The following is a 22800-nucleotide window of genomic DNA, read 5'->3' on the forward strand; positions in this document are numbered from 1 at the left end:
CGCACCCGACCTAAATAATTCGGAGCCGACGCGCTCGCGGATCACTCTCTTCTCAAACCCATCTGTGACGGCCACCGCTCCGAATAGAGATTGAGGGACGGCAAAGTGCGCCGTCCCGGCGATGAGCGTGACGAGCCGAGGGGATCAATTGCAGCCAGAACATCGGGCCGTTGCCGGCCCAGTGGACGATTTCGCGCCCGAGGAGGTCGCGCTGCGGCCGAGGCAGGTGCAGTTCCGCTGGGATACCGCACCGCTTCATTGGATTCCCGGAGACCCGTACGGCTCGCACGTCGTCACGTCGCTCAACCTCTTTCTGCCGGTGGCCGAGCGCTGGTTCAGCAGACTGCTTCGCGATGCGCTGGAGTATGTCCGCGATGAGCAGTTGCGGGCCGAGATCGTCGGCTTCATCGGTCAGGAAGCGGTGCACGCCAAGACCCATGACGACGTTCTGGTGGCCTATGTCCGGCGCCATGGCATCGATCCGCAGCCGTTCTACCGCCAACTGGAATGGGTTGCCGGCCAGTTCGACGCGCGGCTGGACCGGGCGACGGGCCCGGATCGGCGCAAGGCACTCTCCTCAGGTACCCACGCCCTCTGTGCCGCAGAGCATTTCACCGGTGTGCTGGGGCATTGGGCGCTGAACAACGACTGGGACGAGATGGATGTCGATCCGGTGTTGTGCGATCTGTACCGGTGGCACGGGGCAGAGGAGGTCGAGCACCGTCACGTCTCCTACAACGTGGCCAGGTACTTCGGCATGGACTACGTCGCGCAAGCCGTGTCGGGCGTGCTGGTCAGTGTGGTGTTCTTCGCGCTGCTGCTGCGTGGCACGAAGTTCCTCATCCACGAAGATCCGGCGTTGCCCAATCTCGGATACCTGCGAATGCTGTGGAAGCTACGCGCCTCCGGCAAGCGGGGCACCGTCCCGACCGCGGGCTTCATGGTCCGTTCGGGGCTGCGGTTCCTGCGCCGTGATTACGACCCGGCCGACGAGGGTGTGACGGCCCAAGCGGTGGCGTATCTGGCCGCCTCGCCGGCGGCTCGGGCCGGCCATGGCTGACCCGTCGCGGCGCCTGCTCAAGCCCTATACCGGTGCACCGCCGCCGGGTCTGCACCGGGCGGTACGCCCAGACCTGTTCACCCGGTTGGCCGGCACCGCGGTGTCCCATTTCGTCTCGGTGGTGATGCGTCTCGGTGGGAATCACGAACTGCCCGAGCTGGGCCGGGCCGTGGACCGCCGGACCGTGTCGGTGGTGGGTCGACGCAGCGTGGCGCCCGACGGCTCGGTCGTCGAACTCACCTTGGCGGTGGGCGATGGCACGCCGCTGCCCGCGTGGCACCCGGGCGCACACATCGTTGTTCACCTGCCGTCCGGTCGCACCCGGCACTACTCGCTGTGCGGAGATCCGCAACGCACACAGGAGTACCGGATCGCGGTGCGCCGAATTCCCTCGGGCGGTGGCGCTTCGGTGGAGGTACACGAACTCGGTGTCGGCGCGGTCGTCGAGATCAGCGATCCGCGAAACGCATTCATGATGCCGGTACCGGGTTCGGCATCACGGGCCGAGAAGCTGCACTTCATCGCCGGCGGGATCGGTATCACCCCGATCCTGCCGATGATCCGGCTCGCCGAGCGCGTCGGCGTGCCGTGGTCGTTGCGCTTCGTCGGCCGTCGGCGGGAGAACCTGCCGTTTCTGGACGAGCTCTTGGCGTGCGGAGACCCGGTGCGGGTGCACACCACCGAACAACACGGGCGCGTGACAGCCGGGGAACTCCTCGATGGAGTGGACGGGCGGACGGCGGTATACCTGTGCGGTCCCCCGTCGATGGTGGATTGTGTTCGCCGCGGGCTGCCTGCAGGCTCCGGCACCGAACTGCACGTCGAGCGGTTCTCACCGGTGCCGGTCGCCGACGGCGCGCCATTCGACGTCGAGTTGGCCCGCAGCGCCAGGGTCGTGCGGGTCGGGGCGAACCAGAGCACGCTGGCCGCCTTGCGCGACACCCTGCCCGACGTGGGTTACTCGTGCCAACAAGGCTTCTGCGGCACCTGTGTTCAGCGGGTACTCGCCGGTGACGTCGACCATCGCGACACCCTCCTGACCGATCAGCAACGCGAACTCGGTCAGATGCTGGTCTGCGTCTCGCGGGCCGGACCCCAATCCGGCCGGCTCGTGCTGGACCTCTAGGCCCGGCGCGCTAAACCCGATCCGGCGCCCAGTACTCCAGCATCTCGGCGAAGGTCTCGAAGGCGGGCTTCGAGACTCCGTAGGCCGCCTCGAAGTGGATGCTCAGCGGGAAACCGAGATCGGCCACCCCGTCGATCACCCGCTTGTACAGGTCGAGCATGAGCCGACGCTTCTCGGCCGGCTCCAGCCCGGCGATGCGGCTGACGAATTCCTGCTCGGCGGCCACGGCCGGATTGCCCGCATCCTGGATCAGCCAGTTGATCAGCCCGACCTTGGTCTCGATCTTCGGCACGAAACCGAAGGACAACAGGATCTCGGGCCGGTGGTCGCTCGCCTTGGCGAAGTCGCGCAGGTAGCCGACGATGGCGTCGGAGTACAGCAACTGCGTCATCCCGTAGGTGGCGCCCTGGTCGCACTTGAAGTTGAACCGGCCCTGCTCGCCGTCGCGGGTCGGGATCAGGATCGCGCCGCGGTTGGGCACCAGCTCCTCGTAGATCGACAGGGCGTCGGTGGGTGCGACGCCCTCGCCCTCGCCGTCCTTCATCGTCCGGGGCACGCCGACGAAGGCGATGCCGTCGAAGCCGGCGCCGCTGAGATCGGTCAGGCGCTTGCCCAGCGCCTCACGACCCAGAAACGACGTGACCTGTGTGCACAGCCCGTGCAGGCCGGGCAGCTCGGGCCGGATGATCGACCAGTAATCGAGCACGTCCATCTTCGGCTTCATCTCGACGGGACGATCGTCGTCCTCATCGATCATCCCGGGGATCATGACGTGGCGGATCCGTCCCTCGATACCCACCTCGGCGGACAACGCCAGTACCTTGCGGGCCTCGTCAACGGCGTACTGAGCGCCCCGCTCGACGTTCGGGGGCACGAGTTCCAGCGCGATGGTGTTCAACGGCACCTTGCCACCCTACGGAGCCGCGTCGGCAACGGGGCAGCTCGGGTCGAACCCTCGACGGCCTGAGGAGTATTCGTGGTAAACCTCCGGCATGGCTGAGCGCGTCACCTTCCCCAGTTCGACGGGCCCGACATTGGCCGGCGTGATCGACCGGCCCGACGGGCCGGTGCGCGGCTGGGGTGTGTTCTCCCACGGCTTCACGCTGGGAAAGGACTCTCCGGCGGCCGCGCGCATCTGCAAACAGTTGGCCAGTGACGGCATCGGGATGCTGCGCTTCGACGCCCTGGGCCTCGGGGATTCCGAGGGTGACTGGGGTGACGGCTCGTTCACCGTCAAGGTCGACGACATCGTCGCGGCCTGCACATTCATGGCCGACCGCGGAACCCCGGCCGATCTGTTGATCGGGCACTCGTTCGGCGGCGCCGCGGCCATCGCCGCCGCCCGGCAGGCCCCTGGCGTGCGGGCTGTCGTGACGGTGGGTGCGCCGTTCGATCCGACCCATGTCGAGCACCAGTACGACGCCGTCATCGAGCAGGTGCTGGCCGAAGGCAGCGGCCAATGGATGGTCGGCGGTAAGACGCTGACCCTCAAACGCGCCTTCGTCGAAGATGTCCGGGCCGCACAGCTGCTCGACAAGATCAAGACCCTCAAGTTGCCGCTGCTGATCCTGCACTCCCCCACCGACAACACCGTCGGCATAAAGAACGCCAGCGACATCTTCCGCGCCGCCCGGCACCCACGCAGCTTCGTCTCGCTGGAAGGCTCCGAGCATCTGCTGACCGGGCCCGGGCAGGCCAAACGGGCCGGCCGGATCATCGGTGCCTGGGCTGACGCCTACCTCGGCGTGCGATAGCGTCGCCACATGTCTGACGCCACGCAGATCGCGTTCGTGCAAGCCACCTGGCATCGCGCCATCGTCGACAAGGCGCGCGAGGGATTCACCGAACAGATCGGCACCCATGGCTTCGCGGCGGATGCCCTCGAGTTCTTCGAGGTGCCCGGCGCGTTCGAGATACCGCTGGCCGCAAAGCGTCTGGCGCTGACCGGGCGCTATCAGGCCATCGTGGCGGCCGGTCTGGTGGTCGACGGCGGGATCTACCGCCACGATTTCGTGGCCACCGCGGTGATCGACGGGCTGATGCGCGTGCAACTCGACACCGACGTGCCGGTGTTCTCGGTGGTGCTCACGCCGCACCACTTTCATGAGCACGACGAGCACATCGGCTACTTCACCAGGCACTTCGTGAAGAAGGGCGCCGAGGCGGCCAACGCCGTCGCGGCCACCCTGGAGTTGCACCGCTCGCTGGGCTGATCGCGGACGATCCGACTTACGCCGCACCCGCCTGATCGACGCGACCGGCACCGCGCTGCTTGGCCAGGGCGAAGCGGGCCAGCGTGCCGATGAACCGCTGGAGGTTCACCCGGTCGGCGATCTCCGCGCCCGCCCCGGGCGTCCAGCGCCCGGCGCACCGTTCGAGCACCACCACATCGACCGGTTGCGCGAAGACCGCCGTTGCCACACCAGGTGCGGTGGGCCCGGCCCAGTCCTCGACGATGTGCACCTGCAGCCGGCGCCCGTCCAGCCGCCGAACCCGCACCGACGATGCCGTGACGCGGACCGCGAGGGTCGTGGTGGGAAAGTCACCGCCGATGCCGACCTGCACGACGTCGTCGACGAGTGGGACGGAAAGACATGTCGTACCGCGGCGGAGTTGATCCAGATCCGCCGCCAACGATGCCGAACACGTGCGCATGCCGTTAATGATTATCATTTTCATCCACCGGGCTCAACCGGACGGGCATCCGCTCTGGTCAGGCAGTCAGCGGCGGCTGCTGCCGCTGCCACCCACCTCGGCGGCCAATGGCGGGGGCAGCGGAGTGGTCCGGGTGGGGGTCGCCGCAGTTTGCGGTGCCCCGGGGCGGTGGAAGTCGACCATCGCCTCCTCACGGATCACCTTCTCGGCGGCACTGACCACCAGCGACTTGGAGGTGACGAGGTACTCGATGCCGGCGTTGTCGACGAGGAACGCACCGTCGTCGTTGCGGGTGGCCGGCACGATCAGCTTGGCGCCGTCGCGTAGCCGCACCCCGCGATACTCGTATTTGCCGTCGGACACCGAACAGATCGCCACCCGGGAGGCGTCGGTGCTGCCGAACAGCACGGTGGCATCCGCGCTGTCACACCGCGCCGTGGAGTCGAGGTATCCCCGCGCGTCACTGGCCGGAGCCGCCGGAGCGGCCGAGGCCCAGGGCACGCCCACGGCGAGCAACATGACGCCCGCCGCCGCTGCAGCGGAGGTACAGCAACGCGAGAACCAGGCACCAGACATCGGTTACCACTGAACCACGGCTTTGCCGGTTATCGCGGCGTCAACTCCGAGACACCACCGAATCGTTAGGTCCCCGCAACACAGTCGAGGGCTCCCCACCGGTGAACACCACCGGGATCCGGCGGTAGCCACGCGTCACGGAGTTGCCGTGGAACACCGCGGAGTCGGTGGGGTCCAACGCCATGTCGGGCATCCGGGCCAGGACCTGCTCCAGGCCGATGGCGAACTCGAGGCGAGCCAGATTGGAACCCAGACACCGGTGCACGCCGGCGCCGAATCCGAGATGACGGTTGGCCGAACGATCCAGCACGCAGCGGTCAGGATCGGGAAATTGTGCGGCATCACGATTGGCCGCGGCGTAGTTCAGCAGGACCGTGTCCCCCGGAGCGAACCGGTGTGCGCCCAACTCGACGTCCCCGGCGACGGTACGGGGCAGGCTGTGGATCGATCCCGCGAACCGGATGAACTCCTCGACCGCCCGGGGCAGGATCTCGGGCTCGGCGATCAGCCGATCACGCTCGGCAGGGTGCGTGGCCAGGTAGTGGAATGCGAAAGACATTGCGCTGGCCGTTGTTTCGAGGCCGGCCTGCACCAGCAGGATGGCGTTGGCCACGATATCGTTGAACGGCAACGGGTCACCGTCGATCTCGGCATGCAGCAGCACGTCGATCATGTCGTCGCCGCCCGGTGCGGTGGCGCGGGCGGACACCGCATCGTGCACGTGCTGATACAACCCGCCCCACGCCATCATCCGGTCCTGCTCGGTGTCACCGTTGAGGGCCGCGTCGACCAGATCGAGGCACAACGGGACGTCGCCGACCGGCATCCCAAGCAGGTATTTGAAGAACACGACGCCGGGTTGCTGCCAGGCCACCTGGGCCAGGTCGCCCACACCCTGCTCGATGAAACCGTCGATCAGCAGGTCGGTTTCGGCCCGGATCTGCGGCGTGAGCGCCTTCATCCGGGCCGGGGAGAAGTACGGGTTGAGCACCTTCCGGAACTTCTGCTGCCGCGGGGGGTCGAGCGTGATCACCAGATCGCCGCCGGCCTGGCGGGCCCCCTCGGGCGTCGGATTACTCGAGAAGTGCTGCCAGTCCTGCGCGATCCGATAACACTCGTCGTAGCCGAGCGCGACCCAGGCGCCGTCCGTGGGAAAGAACGGCGCGGCCGTGTGGGCGATCGGTGCCTGTTGCCGCATCACCGAATACACCTCGTACAGCAGATCGTGGTCGTGGAAGTCCTCGTGACGCAGATCCCAGTTGCGCGCGTGCTCCTCGGCAGATTTCGGCATCTAGCTAGCCCCCTGCTCCTGGGCCTGGGCTTGGCGGGCCAGACGTTCCTCGTGACGGCGCACCAATTCGCGGAAGCCCAGCCGGTCGTATTTGGGTGTCGGCTGGATACCCCACTCGTCACGTGCGGTGTCCTTACCCTCGGCCCCTTCCGGCGGCCCGAGCATCGGGTAGGGGTGCTTGCACTCCAGCGTGTCATCGGAGTAGCGGACCTTGAGCAGCTCGCTGCAGATCTCGGTCATGCTCAGCGTGGGATAGCCGTAGTAGACGGCCATGAACGGCAACGTGAACGCGCCTTCCACGACCAGGGCCACCAAGCACACCAGCACGGCGCGCTTGATCCATTTGTGCATGTTCGCGTAGTACGGCGTGGTGCCCGGGGGCAGGTCCGTGCTTTCTGTGCTGTCTGTAGGGATCGACACCATGTGCTCCTCAGAGTTGTTCAGTCGGTGAAGATTTCGCGGTTGACCGTGTGCAGGTACGGGATGGCCAGGAACGGCGTGATGTAGAAGATGTCGTAGAGCCACCAACCGATCACCGGGAAGATCACCCCGGCGTAGCGGACGTCGGCGAACATCGTCATGTTGAACACGTAGAGGCACCAGATGAGGACGCCCATCCAGCAGGTGACGATCATCCACTGGTGGCCCCAGCGCTTCATCTGCAGAAAGCCGATCGCCGCCGCGCAGCGCATCGCGAAGACGGTCAGGATCATCCCGAAGACCATGGACTTCTCGCCCGGTGCGGCCGCCCCGCCGATCCACAGTTCGTTGTAATGCCAGAAGTATCCGGCGTCGAACATGTAGCCCCAGCCGACCATCAGTACCCGGTTGATCAGAGTGTGGTTGGCCACCAGGTCCAGCGCCCAGCCCAGGCTGTTGAGGGCGCCGTCGATCAGTACGAGATAACCGATCAGGGTGACGATCATCGGGCGCACCGACAACCCGGCGCGGGCAGCCTGCCGCTGCAGCCACACCCCGCGCATGAAGATCGGGAATCCGATCAGACCGGGGATCCACATGCCCATCAACAGCGCCCCGACGATCATCCACTTGTCGGCGCGGCGCTGGGCCAGCCGGGACTGCTCGTGATGATCCTCGAGCGTCACCGAATCCTGTTGGGACAGCGGTGCGCTCACAATTCCCACCAGCCTCGGGTAAACGACATGTACATCTGAATGCAGAACATCGCGAACAGGTAGCCGTAGATGACCACCTGCAGGACGATCAACGCCCGCTTGCGCTTTCGTTCTTGCTCGTTCATCAGACTCCCTCTCCTGGTTTGCCGGAACTGTCGAGCAGGCCGGCCGCCGCCACCTCGCGTAGTCCGTCGTTGATCGCCCCGTCGGTGCTCAGCGGGGCCAGCACACACGCCTCGGCCGCGTCGAGTTCGGAGGCGCCCTCGGCGACCAGCTGCGCCGCCGTCACCAGCACCCGCGTCGAGGGCGGTTCGAAATGGAACGCGGCGTCGGCGCTGCGGATCGCGGTCGCGCACGCCACCAGCCGGGCCGCGGTGTCGCGTCCCACTCCGGTCTCGGCGACGATCACCTCGGCTTCGCGGTCCGGGGGCAGGTAGGTCATCGGCAACGTGGCAAACCGTTGCCGGAAGGAGGGTTTGAGCTCCTTGAGCGAGCTGCGGTAGGCCGGGTTGTACGAGCACACCAACATGAAGGTCTCCGGCGCCCGCACAACTTCTCCGGCCCGGTCGAGATACAGAGCACGACGATGGTCGGTGAGCGAATGCAGGATGGCCAGCGAGTCGTGCCGGGCCTCGACCACCTCGTCGAGGTAGCAGATGGCACCGGCCTTGACCGCGCGGGTCAGCGGGCCGTCGGTCCACACCACATCGCCTCCGGTGACCATGAACCGGCCCACCAGGTCCGAGCTGGTGAGGTCGTCATGGCAGCTGATCGTCACCACCGGGCGTTGCAACAACGAGCCCATGTGTTCGACCAGCCGCGTCTTGCCGCAGCCGGTCGGCCCGGTCAGCATCACCGGGATCTGCCGGGCGTAGGCCTGCTCGAACAGCTGGACCTCGTTGCCGTTGGCGAAATACGTATCACTACTCATATGTTCTGCTCCTCAGCAGGCGACCAGTTCGCGATGGACGTGGGCAAGCACCCGTGGCAGCTCCTCGACACGGCGGATCCGTTGAGAACGCCTCGGCCCGAACACTTCCGGCAGCGGGTCGACGCGGGTGGGCCCGACGCCGACGTAGTACACGGCGACGCCGGCCTCGTTGGCCTCCTCGACCGCGTGCGCGGTGTCGGCCCAGGCGTAGCGGCCCTCGTAACCCTCGTCGGAGATCAGCCCGTCGCCGATCACGATGAGCAGCCGCCGCTCCGACGGTTGGGCCAGAAGCCGACTGGTCAAATGTCGCAGCGGCGCACCGAGACGGGTGTAGCCGCCGGTGACCAGGCCGGCCGCACTGGGCGGGACAAACCGGCGGTCCTCGAAGTCCTTGAGGCACTGGACTTCCACCCGATGGCGCGTGTTGCCGGTGAACACGAAGATGCCGTGGCGTTCGCGCGCCCGCGTCATCGCCTGCGACAACGCGTCGGCGCAGGCCAGTTCCAGCCGGAAGATCCGGCCACCGTGTACGCCGAGCGAGGAGCTGCCGTCGAGCAGCAGCGCGGTGGACACGTCGCGGCTGCTGGGCAGCAGTTCCCGGAAGACCCTGGGCTCGCCGGCTTCTCCAGTGACCACGTCGATGTGGTGGCGGACATAGGAATCGACGTCGAGGTCGGACCCGTCCTCCAGGCGATCGGTCATCGCGCGATGGGTGTGCTCGGCGAACCAGGCCCGCAGATCGGCCGGAACCGGCACCGACGTGCGGCTGCGTGGCGGCTTGGCATGTTCGACGACGGCGACGTGATCGTGCAGGAAACTGTCCGTCCAGGCGTTCCATTCCGGATACGGAATCCCCGGCCGGTGCTCCGGAGTGACGTCAAGGTCGTTGTCCTGCGGGCGACTCGGCGGCGGCAGGTTGGGATTGCGCACCCCACCGTCACCCCCGACCGGCACGGAATATGGCCGGGGCAAACGCTTTTGGGTACTCGTCCACGGCATCCGGCCGAACCGCCGGCGAAGCCCGTCGGCCAACCCCGCCGGGGCCGTGTAGGCGACCGGTAGTCGGCCCAACAGCGGATCGGGGTCGGGCACCGTCCCGGTGCGGGCCAGACGCACCGCGCCGTCCAGCATGTCGACGGCCGACATCTCCGCGTCGGTGGCCTCCAGTTGCGGGAGCAGCCTTCGGATCTCGGGCACCAGCCCCGGCCAGCTCTCGGCGACCCACCCCAGGGCCACCCCGGCTTCGACCAGGCTCAGCGCCCGCAGTTCGCGACCGGACAGTTCACCCAGCCGGTAATGCAGCAGCCGCTCTTTGGACGGCGCGCATTGCAGGGCCACCCCGCAGGTCAGCGAACGTCGGGTCCAGGCCGGATCCCTCGCCGGAAACGGCACCAGGACAAAGTCGAGCGCCGCGTTCAGTCCGAAACTGCGCTGCTCACCGGTGACCAGCCGCACGCCCTCACGTCTTCCTGCGCTGAGGGCGACGGCGGTCAGGGCGCAGCTGCGTTCGACCGCGATCGCGTCGTTGTCAGGCATCGACTCAGAACGTGCCGATGTTGGAGAACATCCAGTACCAGAACCAGATGATCAGCGCGGTGCCACCCCAGGCACCGATGTAGCGGCAGATCTCCCAGAGCATGAAGCCCCCTTCTTCGAATTGTGCTGACTGTGGTCAGTGATATGCGGTCAGTCGGTGAAGATTTCGCGGTTGACCGTGTGCAGATACGGAATGGCCAGAAACGGCGTGATGTAGAAGATGTCGTAGAGCCACCACCCGATCACCGGGAAGATCACCCCGGCGTAGCGGACGTCGGCGAACATCGTCATGTTGAACACGTAGCCGCACCAGATCACCACGCCCATCCAGCAGGTGACGATCATCCACTGCTGACCCCAGCGCTTCATCTGCAAGAACCCGATGCCCGCAGCGATGCGCATGGTGAACACCGTGAGAATGAGAGCGACCTCCCAGGCCTTCTCCCCCGGCCCGGCCGCGCCGCCGACCCACAGCTCGTTGAAGTGCCAGAAATATCCGGCATCGAACATATATCCCCAGCCCACAAGCAGGACCCGGCCCAGGATCGTGTGGTTGCCGACGAGGTCGAGTGACCACCCGACGGCGTTGATGGCGGCATCGATGATGACGAGGTAACCGAGCAGGGTGACCATCATCGGCCGCACCGACAGGCCCTCGCGCTGGGCTTGGCGCAGCAGCCACACGCCGCGCAGGAAGATGGGCAACCCGACGATGCCGAGGACCGCACTGCCGATCAGCAGAGACCCGACGATCAACCACTTGTCGGCCTGCCGCTGAGCAAGCCGGGACAGCTCGTCGTGATCGGCCATCTGATCGGCCGCCGACGGGCCACGCTTGCGCGTGTTGGTGGTCGGCAGATTCAAGGGTCCTCCAAGCGAGCCGTGGCGTGTTGTTGACTGACTATAGTCAATGAAACGACGGCTCGACAGGGGCCCCTGCGGGCGGTGTTACGGCGCCATGCTGCGCATGGTCCTGATCACGTAGTCCTCCAGCAGGGCGTCTCGCGTGGGCCAGTCGTTGGTGGTGATCAACAGCGCATAGAAGCCGAGCAGGAAGAACACGGCGCTGTTCCACGGGTTGACGTCGGCGGCCACCTCGCCCTGCTGCTGGGCCAGCTCGATCTCCTGGGCCACGTGGGAGATCACCGGATGTTCCTGGCTGTCCGGCACCGGCGGACGGGTCTGCGAGAAGTGCAGGGCCAGAAAGTCTTTGAACAGGACATCGCCGAGCCGACGCTCCAGGCCGACCACGAGGCGCATGGACTCGCGCAGACCGTCCTCCAGCGTGTGCGGCTTCTTGAGGAACTGCGCGTACTGCTTGGCGATACGTTCCTCTTCGCGCTGTTCGAGTTCCAGCAGCACATGTTCTTTGGTGGGGAAGTGGAAGAAGAACGTGCCGTGCGCGACGCCGGCCGCCTTCACGATCGTGCCGACATCCGCTTCGGCCATCCCGGCCCGCTTGAACTCCGCGATCGCCGCACCCATCAACCGCTCACGCGTCTGCAGGCGCTTCGCCTCACGCGCAGACAACCCGTCTGCCACAGCCATCCCGTTCCCTCGTGTTGACCCGACTCAGGTGAATCTAGCCGGTGGCCGCGTCACGCAGGATCTGTTGCAGCCGGTCCAGCGGGTCACCGGTGGTGGGATCCAGGCGGTTCGGTGACCGTGGGTCGGCCGCCCCCGCCGATCCCGGTGGCGGAGCGGGTGCCGGTGCCGCGGGGGGCGGTGGTGTCACCGGCGGCGGTGCGACGCTCGCCGCATCGATCTTGCCGTTCAACCGGGCCGAGGCCTCCTCGCGTACACCTCGGCGATCCGGGTCGGGGTCGGTGTTGCCGGCGAAGCACCCCGCTTCGGCCCGCTCCACCACTTCTCGCGCACCGAGATAGTGGGCCACCGCCGTCTGGAGGTCGAACACCGCGGCGGCACGGTCACCGAGCGTTTCCCGCACGAGTTCGAGATTCACCCTGGCCGAACAGGATTCAGTGCCATCCAGCGATTCCACCGCGGCGCTGAAGTGACGGTCGGCGTCGGCGAGCCGGTCTTCGAGGACCGCCAGCGCACCCGCGGCCGAGTCCGCCTTGCCGGGCTCGACGACATTGAGCACCTGCAGCCTCGACACCTCGCGTGCCAGGGCGTCGGTGTCGCGATCGGCGAAACTCGACACCGCCGAATGGCCGATCACCACCACAGACAACAGCTTGACGATCGCGATGAGCAGGACCAGCACCACCGGGGCGGAGTACAGCAGCAACCTGCGCCGCAACGGGTTCATGACCGCGGCCCCACGTCGATCGACTGCGTGCGACGGAACTCCCGCAGCACGAGATAGAGCTCGACCAGGATCAGCAGCCCCGCCGCTGCGGCGAAGACCCAGTACAACTCCACGCCGGCGCGATCCCGGGCTGTCTCAGGCGCCTGCTCCGGTGCGGCATCGTCGGGCAGGGCAACGTCCAACGGCGTGCCGACGTCACGCGACACGTACGGCACCCCGATCTGGTCGGCCACCCCGCGCAGCGCCTGCGCCCCGGCGGTGCCGTATCCCAGCACCGCCCCGCCGTTTACACTGCCCTCGGGCAACTGGAATTCTCGTTGCGGGGATTGGGATTCCGGCGCACCGGCACCCAGATAGAAGACCAGGTTCTGCGCCCGCGGGAACTGCGCTGCAGCGCTGATCAACTGGTAGCGCAGCACACTGGCGGCGGCGCCGACATTGGCATCCGGGGCATCCGGTCTCGCCGGATACGCGTCCACGGCCGAGAGCACCGGGTGCAAACTCCACGTATCGGCCGACAGCGGCCACACCACACTCGGCCGGTCGGTGAACCCGATCAGCGCGAAACGGGCATCCGGATAGCGATCGATCAGGGCGGCGACGTCCGCGCGCGCGACCGACATCGCCGAGCGTCCGTCGGGGCCGGGCTGTGTCATCTCCGGCGACCGGTCGAGGATCACGAAGATGCTCGGGTCACGGTCACCCGCGGGCCGGGGCACGGTGTCGCGGGTTCCGCCGACCACCGGACCGAGACCGGCCACGAGGAGCAACAGCCCGGCGGCGGTCAGCGCCGACCAGCGCCACACCGCAGGCCAACCGTCGGCCTGTGCCCGTACCTGTGGGAACGTCACGGCACGAGCCACGACGAGCACCACCGCGAGCGCCGCGAGCAGCAGCGGCGGCAGGATCGGCTCGAAACTCATCGTCGCATCACCGCCGGCCACCACCACAGCACCGCCAACGCCAGCAGTGCGGCCAGCACCGGGATCCCCGGCGTCTCCGCGGATTTCGTCGCCGCGCTGTCACCGGTCGGTCCGGCCTGCGGCGGATGGTCACGGATCTCGGTCAGATGTGCCTCGACGTCCGTAGGTCCGTACCACCGTCCGCCGGTGCTGCGCGCCAAGGCTGCCACGGCGCCCTCCCCGGTTCCCGGGGTGATGGCGTTGACCTGGATGCCGGCATTGACCGCCAGGTCGCGCAACCTGCCCTCGGTGAACAACGGCGTGGACTTGCCGGGCAGGGTCTCCGGACCCACATAGATCATCGAACGGCGTTGCGCCGAGGCCTCTTCGAAAGACGGGAAGCCGGTCAGGCACAAGGCCAACACGTCCGTCACATTCGCGGAGTAGTCGACATAGGCGACCGGGGTGACCAGCGGATCGGCACCATCGCCGCGGGCGGCGGCGGCGAATTGGCCTGCCGCGTACTGGTAGTCGCGGGTGAGCGGAAGCACCCGTCGGTTCGCCGAGGTCAACCCGATCCGGGCGGTGCCGAACGAGGGGATCCGTTCGCCGAAGTACTGCAATGTCGCGTTGACCGCCGGGTCGGTCGCGGGTCCGCCGACGCAGACCATGATGTCCTCCGGTGCCGCCACCGCGGTGCTACGGGCCCACGACGGAAGTCCGGTGGGACGGGCCGCCACGAGGACGGCCGCCGCGAACGCGACTGTCAACATGACGATCGCGACGACGGCCGACACCATGCGTCGTCGCGCGGCCCGCACGTACTCGGGCAACCGGGTCAGACGTCGGGTGTTGGCCAGCGGTCTGAGATCGTCGGGGCCTGATTCCTTCAGCCACAGGGCCGCACCCACGCACCCGGCCAGGGCCAGACACCCGGCGATCGCCACCACCCACCAGATCAGGTCCATCCGCGGATCAACTCCTCGGCCTGATCGCTGACCGTCCCGGCATCCAGCGTGGAGCGGTGGTTGAACTGAATATCGGTGAGTTGGGCGAGGATCGGGGCAGCCGGTGCGGCGTCGCTGTCCGCAATGGCGTCGATCTGCAGGTAGCGGGCCCGCACTCCGGTGGCGCCCTGGACGAATGCCCGCAGTTCCCGGCTGAGCGCGGCCCCCGCCGCCCCGGCGCTCAGATCACCTGAGCGGTAACGGTTTCCGATGGTGCGCACCGCCCGGGCCGACCGGCGGCGCAGGTACTCGGCCCGGGCCGCGCCGATGAGGGGAAGGTCTCCTACCGCGCGCCCGGGCGCAGTCAACACGAAGACGGCGCCGTACCAGGCGCACAGCACGAGGATCAGACCGATCGCGATCCACAGCCACACCGACGAGTAGGGCGTCGGCCCGGTCACGTAACGCAGCAAGTCATCCGGCACGGGCGTACACCCCGGTCATGGCGGTCAACGCCGCCCGGATGCGCATGCTGCCGGGAATCCGGGCGTGCGGTACCCGGTGGGTGGTGAGAAGCTCGGAAAGCCGTTCGCGCCGTTGGGTTTCTGCACGGCGATAGGCCTCGACCACGTCGGCGTCCAGGCCGGTCAGGATCGGCCGGCCATCGGCGATCTCGTAGCCGCGTGCGCCGTCGGATGGCGCGCCCACCGCGGGCATGTCGCCGACCAATGCCCACAGCACGTCGTGGCGGGCGGTGAGGGAACCCAGCACGTCGGCCAGCCGCTCGTCGACCTCGGGTTCGTCGGACACCACGAAGATCAGCAGTCGGTGCCGGTAGTGGCTGGCGACCCATTCGAGCTGTACCCGGATGTCGCTGGGACCGGGATGGTCGGTGGCGTGGTCGTGGTACCGGTGCAGCATGCGTTCGATGTGGGTTTCCCCGCGGCGCAGCCGGATGTCGACGTTACCTCGCCGGTCCCCGAGCACCATCGCGATCTCGTCGGAGCGCGGCAGGGTCATCAGCCCGATCGCGCCGATGGTGTGCAGCGCCACGGTCCTTTTCAGTTCACCTGAGGGCGCCAGTGCGCAGCTGTTGCGTCCGGCGTCGGCGACCACCAGTACCTTGTGGTGCTTTTCGGAGACGAACCGTTTGATCAGGGTGTGCCCGGACCGGGCGGTGGCCTTCCAGTCGATGTCACGGACATCGTCGCCCGGAACGTAGGGGCGCAGCTCGTCGAATTCCAGGCTGCGAGTGTGCACCAGGGCGTAGCGGCCGCCCTCGAGCAACCCCGCGGCGTCGCGACCGATGTACGCCTTGGCCGAGTCCAGATACTTTCCCATCGCGGCCTCAGGGGACCTGGACCGCACGCAACACCGCATCGACGACGACGTCTGGGGTGATCCTGGCGGTGGCCGCTTCGAAACCGAGGATCAGGCGGTGGCGCAGCACACGATGGGCCAACCGGGCGATGTCGTCGGGCACCACATGGTCGCGGCCACGCAGCACCGCCAGGGCCCGGGCCGTCCGGCAGAACGCGAGGGTGGCTCGCGGGCTGGCCCCGTACTCGATCACCCGCGCCAGGTTCGCCGGAAGGTATTGCCCCGGTTCGCGGGTGACGCCGACCAGTCGGCTGGCGTACTCGACCAGGGCCCGATCGAGATACACCGACCGCACGATGCCCTGGGCGCGACGAATGTCGTCAATGGTGACGACGGGAGCGGCGCGGTGACCGCGATCGTAGAGCCCGGCATCCATCCGGGCGGCGATCTCGACTTCGTCCTCGACCGAGGGGTAGCCCACGATCTCCTTGAGCATGAACCGATCGGTCTGGGCCTCCGACAGCGGATAGGTGCCTTCCTGATCGACGGGATTCTGCGTGGCGATCACGAGAAACGGTTCAGGGATGGGATATTCGACGCCGGCGATCGTGGTCTGGCGTTCCTCCATGGCCTCCAGCATCGCGCTCTGGGTCTTGGCGCTGGAGCGGTTGATCTCGTCGAGCAGCACGATGTTGGCGTGGACCGGGCCCAACTGCGTGACAAACGAATTGTGTTCGGCCTCGTAGATCTGGGTGCCGATGATGTCGCTGGGCAACAGGTCGGGCGTGCACTGGATCCGGCGGAAGGTGCCATCGATCGACTCGGCCACCACTCGGGCCGCGGTGGTCTTCGCCAGCCCGGGGACGCTCTCGATCAGCAGGTGCCCGCCGGCCAGCAGCGCCACCGACATCGATTCGCGCAGATGGTCCTGGCCCACCACGCGGGCGGAGAATGCCGAGGTCACCGCTTCCACGATGCGTTGAGCTTCGGCGGCATCACGCTGGTCGGCCTGCAATCGCGGTGCGGTCATGAATCCTCTCCGGTCGGTCGTCCCCCTTCCCAGACCAAGACGATGTACCCAGACTTTGCCGATCTCACTCGGCGCGTGCCCGCCCGCTCACGGCGTGAGGATGATCTTGACGGCGCCGTCCCGCTTCTTCTGGAAGATCTCGTAGCCGTGCGGCGCTTCGTCGAGCGGCAGGACGTGGGTGGCGAAATCGTCGACGCCCAAAGGATCGTCATCGCCGAGCAGCGGCAGGATGTCGTCGACCCACTTCTTGACGTTGGCCTGCCCCATGCGCAGCTGAATCTGCTTGTCGAACAAGGTGAGCATGGGCAGTGGGTCGGCCATGCCGCCGTAGACGCCGATCAGCGAGATGGTGCCGCCGCGGCGCACGATGTCGATCGCCGAGTAGAACGCCTCGAGCCGATCCACACCGGCGGTCTGCATCATGGGCTTGGCGATCACGTCGGGCATCATGGCGGTCATCTTCTGCAGGGTCGAGGCCACCGGCGAACCGTGGGCCTCCATGCCGACCGCGTCGATCACCGAATCCGTACCGCGGCCGTCAGTCATGGATCGCACCGCGTCACCCACCGGCTCGTCCAACGAGTTGAGGTCGATCGTGGTGATGCCGCGAGCTTCGGCACGGCCCAGCCGTTCCCGGATCCGGTCCACGGCAATGACACGGTAGCCAAGGTGCTGGGCGACGCGGGCCGCCATGTCGCCGATGGGTCCGAGCCCGAGCACGGTCACCGAGCCGCCGTCGGGGATCGCGGCATAGGCGACGGCCTGCCACGCGGTGGGTAGCACATCCGACAGATAGACGTACCGGGAGTCGGGCGGCCCCTCCGGCACCTTGATATGGGTGAACTGGGCCTGCGGCACCCGCAGGTATTGCGCCTGGCCGCCGGGGATCTGACCGTAGAGCTCGGAGTAACCGAACAGGGCCGCGCCCATCCCCTGATCGCGCACCTGGGTCGTCTCGCACTGGGTGTAGAGCTGCTGATCGCACATGAAGCAGTGCCCGCAGGAGATCTGGAACGGGATGACCACCCGATCCCCCACCGACAGATTTCCGACGCCGGAGCCGACCTCACGCACGATGCCCATCGGTTCGTGGCCCAGGATGTCACCCTGATGCATGAAGGCGCCGAGCACCTCGTACAGATGCAGATCTGAGCCACACATGTTGGTCGAGGTCACCTCGATGATCGCGTCGGTGGGCTCTTCGATCTTCGGGTCGGGCACGGTGTCAACCCGCACGTCCCGCCAACCGTGCCAGGTAACGGCTTTCACAGCTGTGCTCCCCTCAGTTTGGAGTGACTCGGTGGTGGCTACCCCGGCAGATCGGCACCAAACCGGTGCCAGGTCGTCGAGGGTGAGGAGAATGGTGCGGTGATCTCGAGCTGGGACGGTTTCGACAGGTTCGCCGGACTCCTGGACTACCCGATGTTCATCGTGACCGTGCAGACCGACGATCGGCGCGCCGGTTGCCTGGTCGGGTTCACCACGCAGTCGAGCATCGACCCGCCCCGATTCTTGGTGGGCTTGTCGAAGCAGAACCACACGCTGGCCGTCGCGGACTCAGCCGACCATCTCGGTGTGCACCTGCTGGCCCGTGACGACCTGGACCTGGCGCGGTTGTTCGGCGAAGAGACCGGTGACGAGGTCGACAAATTCGCCCGGTGCCGTTGGCATTCCGGCCCGGCCGGCACGCCGATCCTCGATGCCGCACCGGCCTGGTTCGTCGGGCAGGTCCTTGACCGGTTCGACCTCGGCGATCACATCGGGTATCTGTTGAAACCCGTTGCGGGACAGGCCCCTGACGACCCGCAGCCGTGGATCCAACTGTCCGATGTGACCGACTTCGAGCCCGGGCACGAGGCCTGAAATCAGCGCCAGGCGAAGACCGGCTGCTCGAGTTCGTCGACCGGATCGGCCCGACCCTCCAGAGCCAACCATCGCAACTGCAGCAACACCGCGCCGGTCGGCGCATGGATCAGATCGTTGCCCAACGGGATCTGCACGACGGGGCGGGGGCTTTCGGGGATGGTGATGAACCGCGGCGAGTCCTCACGTTGCAGCTGGTGCAGGCCCACCCGGTAAGCCGCCACCACCTCATCGGGTGAGGGCCGCAGCTCCAGGCGACCGCCACCCCAGATCACCACCGGGGTGATGACATATCCCGAGCGGGTCGGATAGTCGTCGAGCAGGCCCAACACCGCCGAGTCGGGCAGGCTCACGCCGACCTCCTCGTCGAGTTCCCGCAGCGCGGCCTCGACGGCGTTTTCGCCCGGATCCAGCCGGCCACCGGGCAACGCCCACTGCGCAGCATGCGACGAAAGGCGAGAGGTCCTGCGGCACAACAGGAAAGCAGCTCCACCGGACACGTCGACCATGCGGCCGTCCAGGCCGGGCTCCGGCATCGGCCGACCGTCGATCCATTCGTCGACCGGCGCCGGGTCCACCCGGTCCTCTCCGATTTCGGAGTCCACCAGGACCACCGCCACGGCGGCGTGACGTTTCGTCGGGTCGGTGACCGAGCGGCGCCGGTGCCCTGCCAGATGCGTCCCGATCCGGTCCCGCAGCGCGTCGTCGTAGGCGATCGTCACTGCTCGACCATATTCAGCCGGCCCGTTGATCCGGTTTGCGGGTCTGCTGATACAGCGCGAGCCTCCAGGACCCGTCGACGCGGTGGTAGACGCTCGACATCGCGCCGACGAATGCGGGCTCATCCTCGTCGCGGTATGCCGTGCCGACATAGACCAGCACGGCGTTGTCGTCGTCGAGGGCGATCACATGCACACCGCTGATCTCGTAGGCACGCCACGGCGGCGATTCGGCCAAGGCGCTGACCACGCTGTTGCGGTCCATCACCATGCCGTTGGCCAGGACCATGACGGCGTCGGGAAGCATCAGGGCGCCGTAGAAGTCGGCGCCGCTGGACTCGCACAGCGCATCCCACCCGGCCCGTTCGATGTGCAGGAGTTCATCGAGTAGTGGACTGGCCATTGCAGTGCAATACCCGATGTACGGGGCCGGTACGCCTGGGCATTGCTGTGAAAAGAGTGGTAGAAGTGGTTCGTGGGTGTCCGTACGGTACCGGCCCTGGCCGGCCTCGCAGCGGTGACTGCGGCTGCCGCGCTGGGCACCCTCTCGGCACCGTTCACGACGCCCCAAGCCTCGGCCGCGCCGGACTGCCCTGACATCGAGGTCGTCTTCGCCCGCGGCACCGACGAACCGGCCGGCATCGGCAACGTCGGCAAGGCATTCGTCGACACGCTGCGCCCCATGGTCAAAGGGTCGACGGTGGGCACGTATGCGGTGCAGTACCCCGCATCCTGGGATTTCATGAAGGCCGCCGCCGGGGCCACCGACATGAGCAAGCGCGTCCAGGCCACCGCGGCGCGTTGCCCCAAGACCAAGATCGTGATGGGTGGCTACTCGCAGGGCGCGGCCGTCGTCGACGTGGTGGCCACCTCACCGATCGCCGGCCTGGGCTACACCGCCCCGCTACCTGCCGCCGTCGTCCCGCGCGTCGCCTCCGTCGTCGTCTTCGGGAACCCATCGGCGCGGCTCGGTCAGCCGCTGACCCGCATGAGCCCGGACTTCGGCGCCAAGACCGCGGATTTGTGCAACACCAACGACCCGATCTGCTCGCTCGGCCGGGATTGGAACGCGCACATCACCTATCCGAAATCGGGCCTGATCAAGCTGGCTGCGCAATGGGTCACGCGTCATGTCCAGCCGGCTCCAGCGCCCGCTGCGCGGCGCTGACGACGGGATAGAGCCGATGGCTTCCCGGCAGACCCTTCAGTTCCACTTCGCGCGGAGCACCTAGCTGGAGGTCGTCGAGGTGTCGGACCGCCTCCGCGACCGGCTCGCTGACCAGGATCTCGCCGCCGCCGGCCTGACCGGCGACGCGGGCTGCCATCGCGACGTCGAGCCCGAACAGGTCGTCGCCGCGGCGCACGGACGTGCCCATGTGCACCCCGATCCGCACCCGGATCGCCTGCCACCGCTGCGGATTCTCGGCTAGCGCACACTGCACGTCGGTGGCGAACCGCACCGCGTTCTCCGGATCGGCGAACGCGATCATGAACCCGTCGCCCTGGGTCTTGACCACGTGGCCACCGTGCTTGTCGACCCGGGACTGCACGAGCTTGTTGTGCTTCTCCAACAGCTTCACCCAGGCCCGGTCACCCATCGCGGCGTTGCTCTCCGTCGACCCCTCGATGTCGGAGAACACGATGACGACGCGTCCGTCGGCGGTCAGCCTGGCCAGATCCGGGCGTTCGACCTGGGCCCAGCCGGCGAGATCCTCGATCGAGTTGCGCACCGTCGCGCCCAGCCCCTTGTTGATCAGCATGTCGGCGGTCTGGAAGACGGTCTTGATCGCCATCGGGGCCACGCCCCGTCGTCGCCTGCGCTTGCGGTCCTCGTCCTCGGCCTGCATCCGCTCGATCTCTCGGCGGGCGTTCGTCAGTTGCCGCCGGCTCACGAGGAACAGCACCAGGAACGTCACGAATGCCGCGAACAGCGCGACGACAACCACCAGCAGGACGGACTCAAGCGTCGTCGGCATCCGCTGATTATCTCCGGCTGTCACATTTCGTCGAGCCGCGGTGTCTTGAGGGGGTAAGCACCAACAACCTAGGAGCCCACAATGGATGCCCGTCTGAATCTGTTCGAGAACCCAACCGCCACCAAGATGCTCAAGTACGTCACGTCAGCGGGCAAGGTGATCACGGACTCGTCGCTCCCTGCGGCCACTCAGCAATTGGTGGCGGTGCGCACCAGCCAGATCAACGGCTGCGCCTTCTGCACCGATATGCACACCAAGGACGCGGTTGCTGCCGGGGAGACCCAGCAACGTCTCCACCTGGTCGCGGCATGGCGGGAGGCAACGGTGTTCAGCGAGGCCGAACGGGCGGCGCTGGAATTGACCGAGCAGGGCACCCGGATCGCCGACGCGGCCGGCGGGGTCAGCGACGAGGTGTGGGCGAATGCGGTCAAGCACTACGACGAGGATCAGCTGGCCGCGCTGGTGTGCCTGATCGCGTTCATGAACGCCGCCAACCGCCTGAATGTGATCGTTCAGATGCCCGCCGGCGACTACGAGCCGGGGCAGTTCGGGTAACCGCGGTCGACCGGGACGATCGTCGACAGGGGTGAGCTGGCACGCTGGTCATCAATATGACCACTCCCCTGCTCGACGATCCGAACGACCTGTCGGCGCTGCAAGCCAAGGGCGACGACGCCGACGCGCTGTTCACCGACTTCGCCGCCTGGACCGAGGCCAACGGCACCACCCTGTACCCGGCGCAGGAGGAAGCGCTGATCGAACTGGTCAGCGGAGCGAACGTGATCCTCGCGACGCCGACGGGGTCGGGCAAGTCGCTGGTGGCCACCGGGGCGATCTACGCGGCGCTCGCCACGGACCGCGTCAGCTTCTACACCGCCCCGATCAAGGCGCTGGTGAGCGAGAAGTTCTTCGCGCTGTGCGACGTGTTCGGCGCGGCCAACGTCGGCATGCTCACCGGCGACGCGTCGGTCAACGCCGATGCGCCGATCATCGCGTGTACCGCCGAAATCCTGGCGAACCTGGCGCTGCGTGAAGGTGCCGATGCCGACATCGGCCTGGTGGTGATGGACGAGTTCCACTTCTACGGTGACCAGGACCGCGGCTGGGCGTGGCAGGTGCCGCTGCTGGAACTGCCCAAGGCGCAGTTCCTACTGATGTCGGCGACGCTGGGCGACGTGACGTTCCTGCGCAAGGATCTGACCCGGCGCACCGGGCGCGAGACGGCCCTGGTCGCGGGCGCCGAAAGGCCGGTCCCACTGTTCTTCTCGTATGCCACCACGCCGATGCACGAGACCATCGCCGACCTGCTGGAGACCAAGCAGGCGCCGATCTACGTCGTGCACTTCACCCAGGCCTCCGCGCTGGAGCGGGCGCAGGCGCTGATGAGCGTCAACGTGTGCACAAAAGAGGAGAAGGCGGCGATCGCCGAGATGATCGGCGGCTTCCGATTTTCGACCAGC

General features: G+C 67.2%; 29 protein-coding genes. 8 read left to right on the forward strand and 21 right to left on the reverse strand.

The annotated features are described in order from the left end of the window. Positions 1-121 precede the first annotated feature (121 nt). On the forward strand, positions 122-1060 hold the full coding sequence (locus tag A5699_RS27855) for a metal-dependent hydrolase (protein ID WP_082957908.1): 939 nt from the start codon (positions 122-124) through the stop codon (positions 1058-1060). Then, the gene (locus tag A5699_RS27860) at positions 1053-2186 is read left to right on the forward strand and encodes a PDR/VanB family oxidoreductase (RefSeq protein ID WP_067777086.1); all 1134 of its coding nucleotides are present in this window, start codon (positions 1053-1055) and stop codon (positions 2184-2186) included. Before A5699_RS27855 ends, A5699_RS27860 begins: the two co-directional genes overlap by 8 nt. 10 nt (positions 2187-2196) lie before the next feature. Here the strand turns inward: A5699_RS27860 and A5699_RS27865 are convergent, their stop codons facing one another. Beyond that, entirely contained in the window at positions 2197-3090 is an 894-nt protein-coding gene (locus A5699_RS27865) for a mycobacterial-type methylenetetrahydrofolate reductase (protein ID WP_067777089.1), read from the reverse strand. Positions 3091-3178: 88 nt separating this feature from the next. On the opposite strand from A5699_RS27865, the gene A5699_RS27870 reads away from it, so the two are divergent. Together A5699_RS27870 and A5699_RS27875 are read left to right on the forward strand one after the other, a co-directional pair. Continuing rightward, positions 3179-3940, forward strand: coding sequence for a S9 family peptidase (locus A5699_RS27870; protein ID WP_067777091.1), 762 nt, complete (start codon positions 3179-3181; stop codon positions 3938-3940). 9 nt (positions 3941-3949) lie between these two features. Continuing rightward, entirely contained in the window at positions 3950-4399 is a 450-nt protein-coding gene (locus A5699_RS27875; RefSeq protein WP_067777094.1) for a 6,7-dimethyl-8-ribityllumazine synthase, read from the forward strand. Between the two features lie 16 nt (positions 4400-4415). Here the strand turns inward: A5699_RS27875 and A5699_RS27880 are convergent, their stop codons facing one another. The 17 genes from A5699_RS27880 to A5699_RS27955 form a co-directional block, all read right to left on the reverse strand. Beyond that, positions 4416-4841, reverse strand: coding sequence for a hypothetical protein (locus A5699_RS27880; RefSeq protein ID WP_067777097.1), 426 nt, complete (start codon positions 4839-4841; stop codon positions 4416-4418). A 66-nt stretch (positions 4842-4907) separates the two neighbouring features. Further along, entirely contained in the window at positions 4908-5417 is a 510-nt protein-coding gene (locus A5699_RS27885; RefSeq protein ID WP_067777100.1) for a hypothetical protein, read from the reverse strand. Between the two features lie 40 nt (positions 5418-5457). After that, positions 5458-6708, reverse strand: a complete 1251-nt coding sequence (locus tag A5699_RS27890; protein ID WP_067777103.1) for a cytochrome P450 — start codon at positions 6706-6708, stop codon at positions 5458-5460. Then, entirely contained in the window at positions 6709-7059 is a 351-nt protein-coding gene (locus tag A5699_RS27895) for a hypothetical protein (RefSeq protein WP_231965867.1), read from the reverse strand. Positions 7060-7148: 89 nt separating this feature from the next. After that, positions 7149-7856: a hypothetical protein gene (locus A5699_RS27900; protein WP_067777109.1), complete on the reverse strand. Its 708-nt coding sequence runs from the start codon at positions 7854-7856 to the stop codon at positions 7149-7151. Beyond that, the gene (locus tag A5699_RS30185; RefSeq protein WP_255376494.1) at positions 7841-7969 is read right to left on the reverse strand and encodes a hypothetical protein; all 129 of its coding nucleotides are present in this window, start codon (positions 7967-7969) and stop codon (positions 7841-7843) included. The genes A5699_RS27900 and A5699_RS30185 overlap by 16 nt, the downstream gene beginning before the upstream one ends. Further along, positions 7969-8775, reverse strand: coding sequence for a CbbQ/NirQ/NorQ/GpvN family protein (locus tag A5699_RS27905; RefSeq protein ID WP_067777112.1), 807 nt, complete (start codon positions 8773-8775; stop codon positions 7969-7971). Before A5699_RS27905 ends, A5699_RS30185 begins: the two co-directional genes overlap by 1 nt. 12 nt (positions 8776-8787) lie before the next feature. After that, positions 8788-10311 carry a nitric oxide reductase activation protein NorD gene (locus A5699_RS27910; RefSeq protein ID WP_067777115.1) on the reverse strand — a complete coding sequence of 508 codons (1524 nt, stop codon included), beginning with the start codon at positions 10309-10311 and terminating at the stop codon, positions 8788-8790. Between the two features lie 150 nt (positions 10312-10461). Continuing rightward, positions 10462-11121, reverse strand: coding sequence for a hypothetical protein (locus tag A5699_RS27915; RefSeq protein ID WP_157561491.1), 660 nt, complete (start codon positions 11119-11121; stop codon positions 10462-10464). Positions 11122-11259: 138 nt separating this feature from the next. Beyond that, positions 11260-11859 carry a TetR/AcrR family transcriptional regulator gene (locus A5699_RS27920; protein ID WP_067777121.1) on the reverse strand — a complete coding sequence of 200 codons (600 nt, stop codon included), beginning with the start codon at positions 11857-11859 and terminating at the stop codon, positions 11260-11262. Positions 11860-11893: 34 nt separating this feature from the next. Continuing rightward, the gene (locus tag A5699_RS27925; RefSeq protein ID WP_067777125.1) at positions 11894-12583 is read right to left on the reverse strand and encodes a hypothetical protein; all 690 of its coding nucleotides are present in this window, start codon (positions 12581-12583) and stop codon (positions 11894-11896) included. Further along, complete coding sequence (locus A5699_RS27930) at positions 12580-13506, reverse strand: VWA domain-containing protein (protein WP_067777150.1); 927 nt, start codon at positions 13504-13506, stop codon at positions 12580-12582. The genes A5699_RS27925 and A5699_RS27930 overlap by 4 nt, the downstream gene beginning before the upstream one ends. Then, positions 13503-14453, reverse strand: coding sequence for a hypothetical protein (locus A5699_RS27935; protein WP_067777128.1), 951 nt, complete (start codon positions 14451-14453; stop codon positions 13503-13505). Before A5699_RS27935 ends, A5699_RS27930 begins: the two co-directional genes overlap by 4 nt. Next, a complete protein-coding gene (locus tag A5699_RS27940; RefSeq protein WP_067777131.1) occupies positions 14444-14917 on the reverse strand; it encodes a hypothetical protein in 474 nt (157 codons plus the stop codon). The genes A5699_RS27935 and A5699_RS27940 overlap by 10 nt, the downstream gene beginning before the upstream one ends. Then, positions 14907-15773, reverse strand: coding sequence for a DUF58 domain-containing protein (locus tag A5699_RS27945; RefSeq protein ID WP_067777147.1), 867 nt, complete (start codon positions 15771-15773; stop codon positions 14907-14909). Before A5699_RS27945 ends, A5699_RS27940 begins: the two co-directional genes overlap by 11 nt. Positions 15774-15780: 7 nt before the next feature. Next, the gene (locus A5699_RS27950; RefSeq protein ID WP_067777134.1) at positions 15781-16782 is read right to left on the reverse strand and encodes a MoxR family ATPase; all 1002 of its coding nucleotides are present in this window, start codon (positions 16780-16782) and stop codon (positions 15781-15783) included. Positions 16783-16869: 87 nt separating this feature from the next. Then, positions 16870-18051: a zinc-dependent alcohol dehydrogenase gene (locus A5699_RS27955; protein ID WP_067777137.1), complete on the reverse strand. Its 1182-nt coding sequence runs from the start codon at positions 18049-18051 to the stop codon at positions 16870-16872. A 153-nt stretch (positions 18052-18204) separates the two neighbouring features. Between A5699_RS27955 and A5699_RS27960 the strand changes: the two genes are divergently transcribed. Then, complete coding sequence (locus A5699_RS27960) at positions 18205-18645, forward strand: flavin reductase family protein (protein ID WP_067777153.1); 441 nt, start codon at positions 18205-18207, stop codon at positions 18643-18645. 2 nt (positions 18646-18647) lie between these two features. Here A5699_RS27960 and A5699_RS27965 read toward each other — a convergent pair whose 3' ends face one another. Continuing rightward, the gene (locus tag A5699_RS27965; protein WP_067777140.1) at positions 18648-19367 is read right to left on the reverse strand and encodes a CoA pyrophosphatase; all 720 of its coding nucleotides are present in this window, start codon (positions 19365-19367) and stop codon (positions 18648-18650) included. Between the two features lie 13 nt (positions 19368-19380). Continuing rightward, positions 19381-19767, reverse strand: a complete 387-nt coding sequence (locus A5699_RS27970; RefSeq protein ID WP_067777142.1) for a nuclear transport factor 2 family protein — start codon at positions 19765-19767, stop codon at positions 19381-19383. A 72-nt stretch (positions 19768-19839) separates the two neighbouring features. On the opposite strand from A5699_RS27970, the gene A5699_RS27975 reads away from it, so the two are divergent. Then, positions 19840-20532: a cutinase family protein gene (locus A5699_RS27975; RefSeq protein ID WP_142254057.1), complete on the forward strand. Its 693-nt coding sequence runs from the start codon at positions 19840-19842 to the stop codon at positions 20530-20532. On the opposite strand, the gene A5699_RS27980 is transcribed toward A5699_RS27975, so the two are convergent. Continuing rightward, positions 20486-21340 carry an adenylate/guanylate cyclase domain-containing protein gene (locus tag A5699_RS27980; protein WP_197508418.1) on the reverse strand — a complete coding sequence of 285 codons (855 nt, stop codon included), beginning with the start codon at positions 21338-21340 and terminating at the stop codon, positions 20486-20488. The two genes, A5699_RS27975 and A5699_RS27980, sit on opposite strands and share 47 nt — an antisense overlap. Before the next feature lie 81 nt (positions 21341-21421). Between A5699_RS27980 and A5699_RS27985 the strand changes: the two genes are divergently transcribed. Further along, positions 21422-21895, forward strand: a complete 474-nt coding sequence (locus A5699_RS27985; protein ID WP_067777145.1) for a carboxymuconolactone decarboxylase family protein — start codon at positions 21422-21424, stop codon at positions 21893-21895. Positions 21896-21951: 56 nt separating this feature from the next. After that, the coding region (locus A5699_RS27990) for a DEAD/DEAH box helicase (protein ID WP_157561490.1) at positions 21952-22800 on the forward strand (849 nt) is incomplete at its 3' end.

The organism is Mycobacterium sp. E802, from assembly GCF_001666875.1.
In the GTDB taxonomy this organism is placed as follows: domain Bacteria; phylum Actinomycetota; class Actinomycetes; order Mycobacteriales; family Mycobacteriaceae; genus Mycobacterium.

What these genes read in the sequence shown, in the direction of transcription:
- A5699_RS27855 (WP_082957908.1), top strand. Translation starts at nt 122, where the DNA reads ATGAGCGTGACGAGCCGAGGGGATCAATTGCAGCCAGAACATCGGGCC.
- A5699_RS27860 (WP_067777086.1), top strand. Translation starts at nt 1,053, where the DNA reads ATGGCTGACCCGTCGCGGCGCCTGCTCAAGCCCTATACCGGTGCACCG.
- A5699_RS27870 (WP_067777091.1), top strand. Translation starts at nt 3,179, where the DNA reads ATGGCTGAGCGCGTCACCTTCCCCAGTTCGACGGGCCCGACATTGGCC.
- A5699_RS27875 (WP_067777094.1), top strand. Translation starts at nt 3,950, where the DNA reads ATGTCTGACGCCACGCAGATCGCGTTCGTGCAAGCCACCTGGCATCGC.
- A5699_RS27880 (WP_067777097.1), bottom strand. Translation starts at nt 4,841, where the DNA reads ATGCGCACGTGTTCGGCATCGTTGGCGGCGGATCTGGATCAACTCCGC.
- A5699_RS27885 (WP_067777100.1), bottom strand. Translation starts at nt 5,417, where the DNA reads ATGTCTGGTGCCTGGTTCTCGCGTTGCTGTACCTCCGCTGCAGCGGCG.
- A5699_RS27890 (WP_067777103.1), bottom strand. Translation starts at nt 6,708, where the DNA reads ATGCCGAAATCTGCCGAGGAGCACGCGCGCAACTGGGATCTGCGTCAC.
- A5699_RS27895 (WP_231965867.1), bottom strand. Translation starts at nt 7,059, where the DNA reads ATGCACAAATGGATCAAGCGCGCCGTGCTGGTGTGCTTGGTGGCCCTG.
- A5699_RS30185 (WP_255376494.1), bottom strand. Translation starts at nt 7,969, where the DNA reads ATGAACGAGCAAGAACGAAAGCGCAAGCGGGCGTTGATCGTCCTGCAG.
- A5699_RS27905 (WP_067777112.1), bottom strand. Translation starts at nt 8,775, where the DNA reads ATGAGTAGTGATACGTATTTCGCCAACGGCAACGAGGTCCAGCTGTTC.
- A5699_RS27910 (WP_067777115.1), bottom strand. Translation starts at nt 10,311, where the DNA reads ATGCCTGACAACGACGCGATCGCGGTCGAACGCAGCTGCGCCCTGACC.
- A5699_RS27915 (WP_157561491.1), bottom strand. Translation starts at nt 11,121, where the DNA reads ATGGCCGATCACGACGAGCTGTCCCGGCTTGCTCAGCGGCAGGCCGAC.
- A5699_RS27920 (WP_067777121.1), bottom strand. Translation starts at nt 11,859, where the DNA reads ATGGCTGTGGCAGACGGGTTGTCTGCGCGTGAGGCGAAGCGCCTGCAG.
- A5699_RS27925 (WP_067777125.1), bottom strand. Translation starts at nt 12,583, where the DNA reads ATGAACCCGTTGCGGCGCAGGTTGCTGCTGTACTCCGCCCCGGTGGTG.
- A5699_RS27930 (WP_067777150.1), bottom strand. Translation starts at nt 13,506, where the DNA reads ATGAGTTTCGAGCCGATCCTGCCGCCGCTGCTGCTCGCGGCGCTCGCG.
- A5699_RS27935 (WP_067777128.1), bottom strand. Translation starts at nt 14,453, where the DNA reads ATGGACCTGATCTGGTGGGTGGTGGCGATCGCCGGGTGTCTGGCCCTG.
- A5699_RS27945 (WP_067777147.1), bottom strand. Translation starts at nt 15,773, where the DNA reads ATGGGAAAGTATCTGGACTCGGCCAAGGCGTACATCGGTCGCGACGCC.
- A5699_RS27950 (WP_067777134.1), bottom strand. Translation starts at nt 16,782, where the DNA reads ATGACCGCACCGCGATTGCAGGCCGACCAGCGTGATGCCGCCGAAGCT.
- A5699_RS27960 (WP_067777153.1), top strand. Translation starts at nt 18,205, where the DNA reads ATGTTCATCGTGACCGTGCAGACCGACGATCGGCGCGCCGGTTGCCTG.
- A5699_RS27970 (WP_067777142.1), bottom strand. Translation starts at nt 19,767, where the DNA reads ATGGCCAGTCCACTACTCGATGAACTCCTGCACATCGAACGGGCCGGG.
- A5699_RS27980 (WP_197508418.1), bottom strand. Translation starts at nt 21,340, where the DNA reads ATGCCGACGACGCTTGAGTCCGTCCTGCTGGTGGTTGTCGTCGCGCTG.
- A5699_RS27985 (WP_067777145.1), top strand. Translation starts at nt 21,422, where the DNA reads ATGGATGCCCGTCTGAATCTGTTCGAGAACCCAACCGCCACCAAGATG.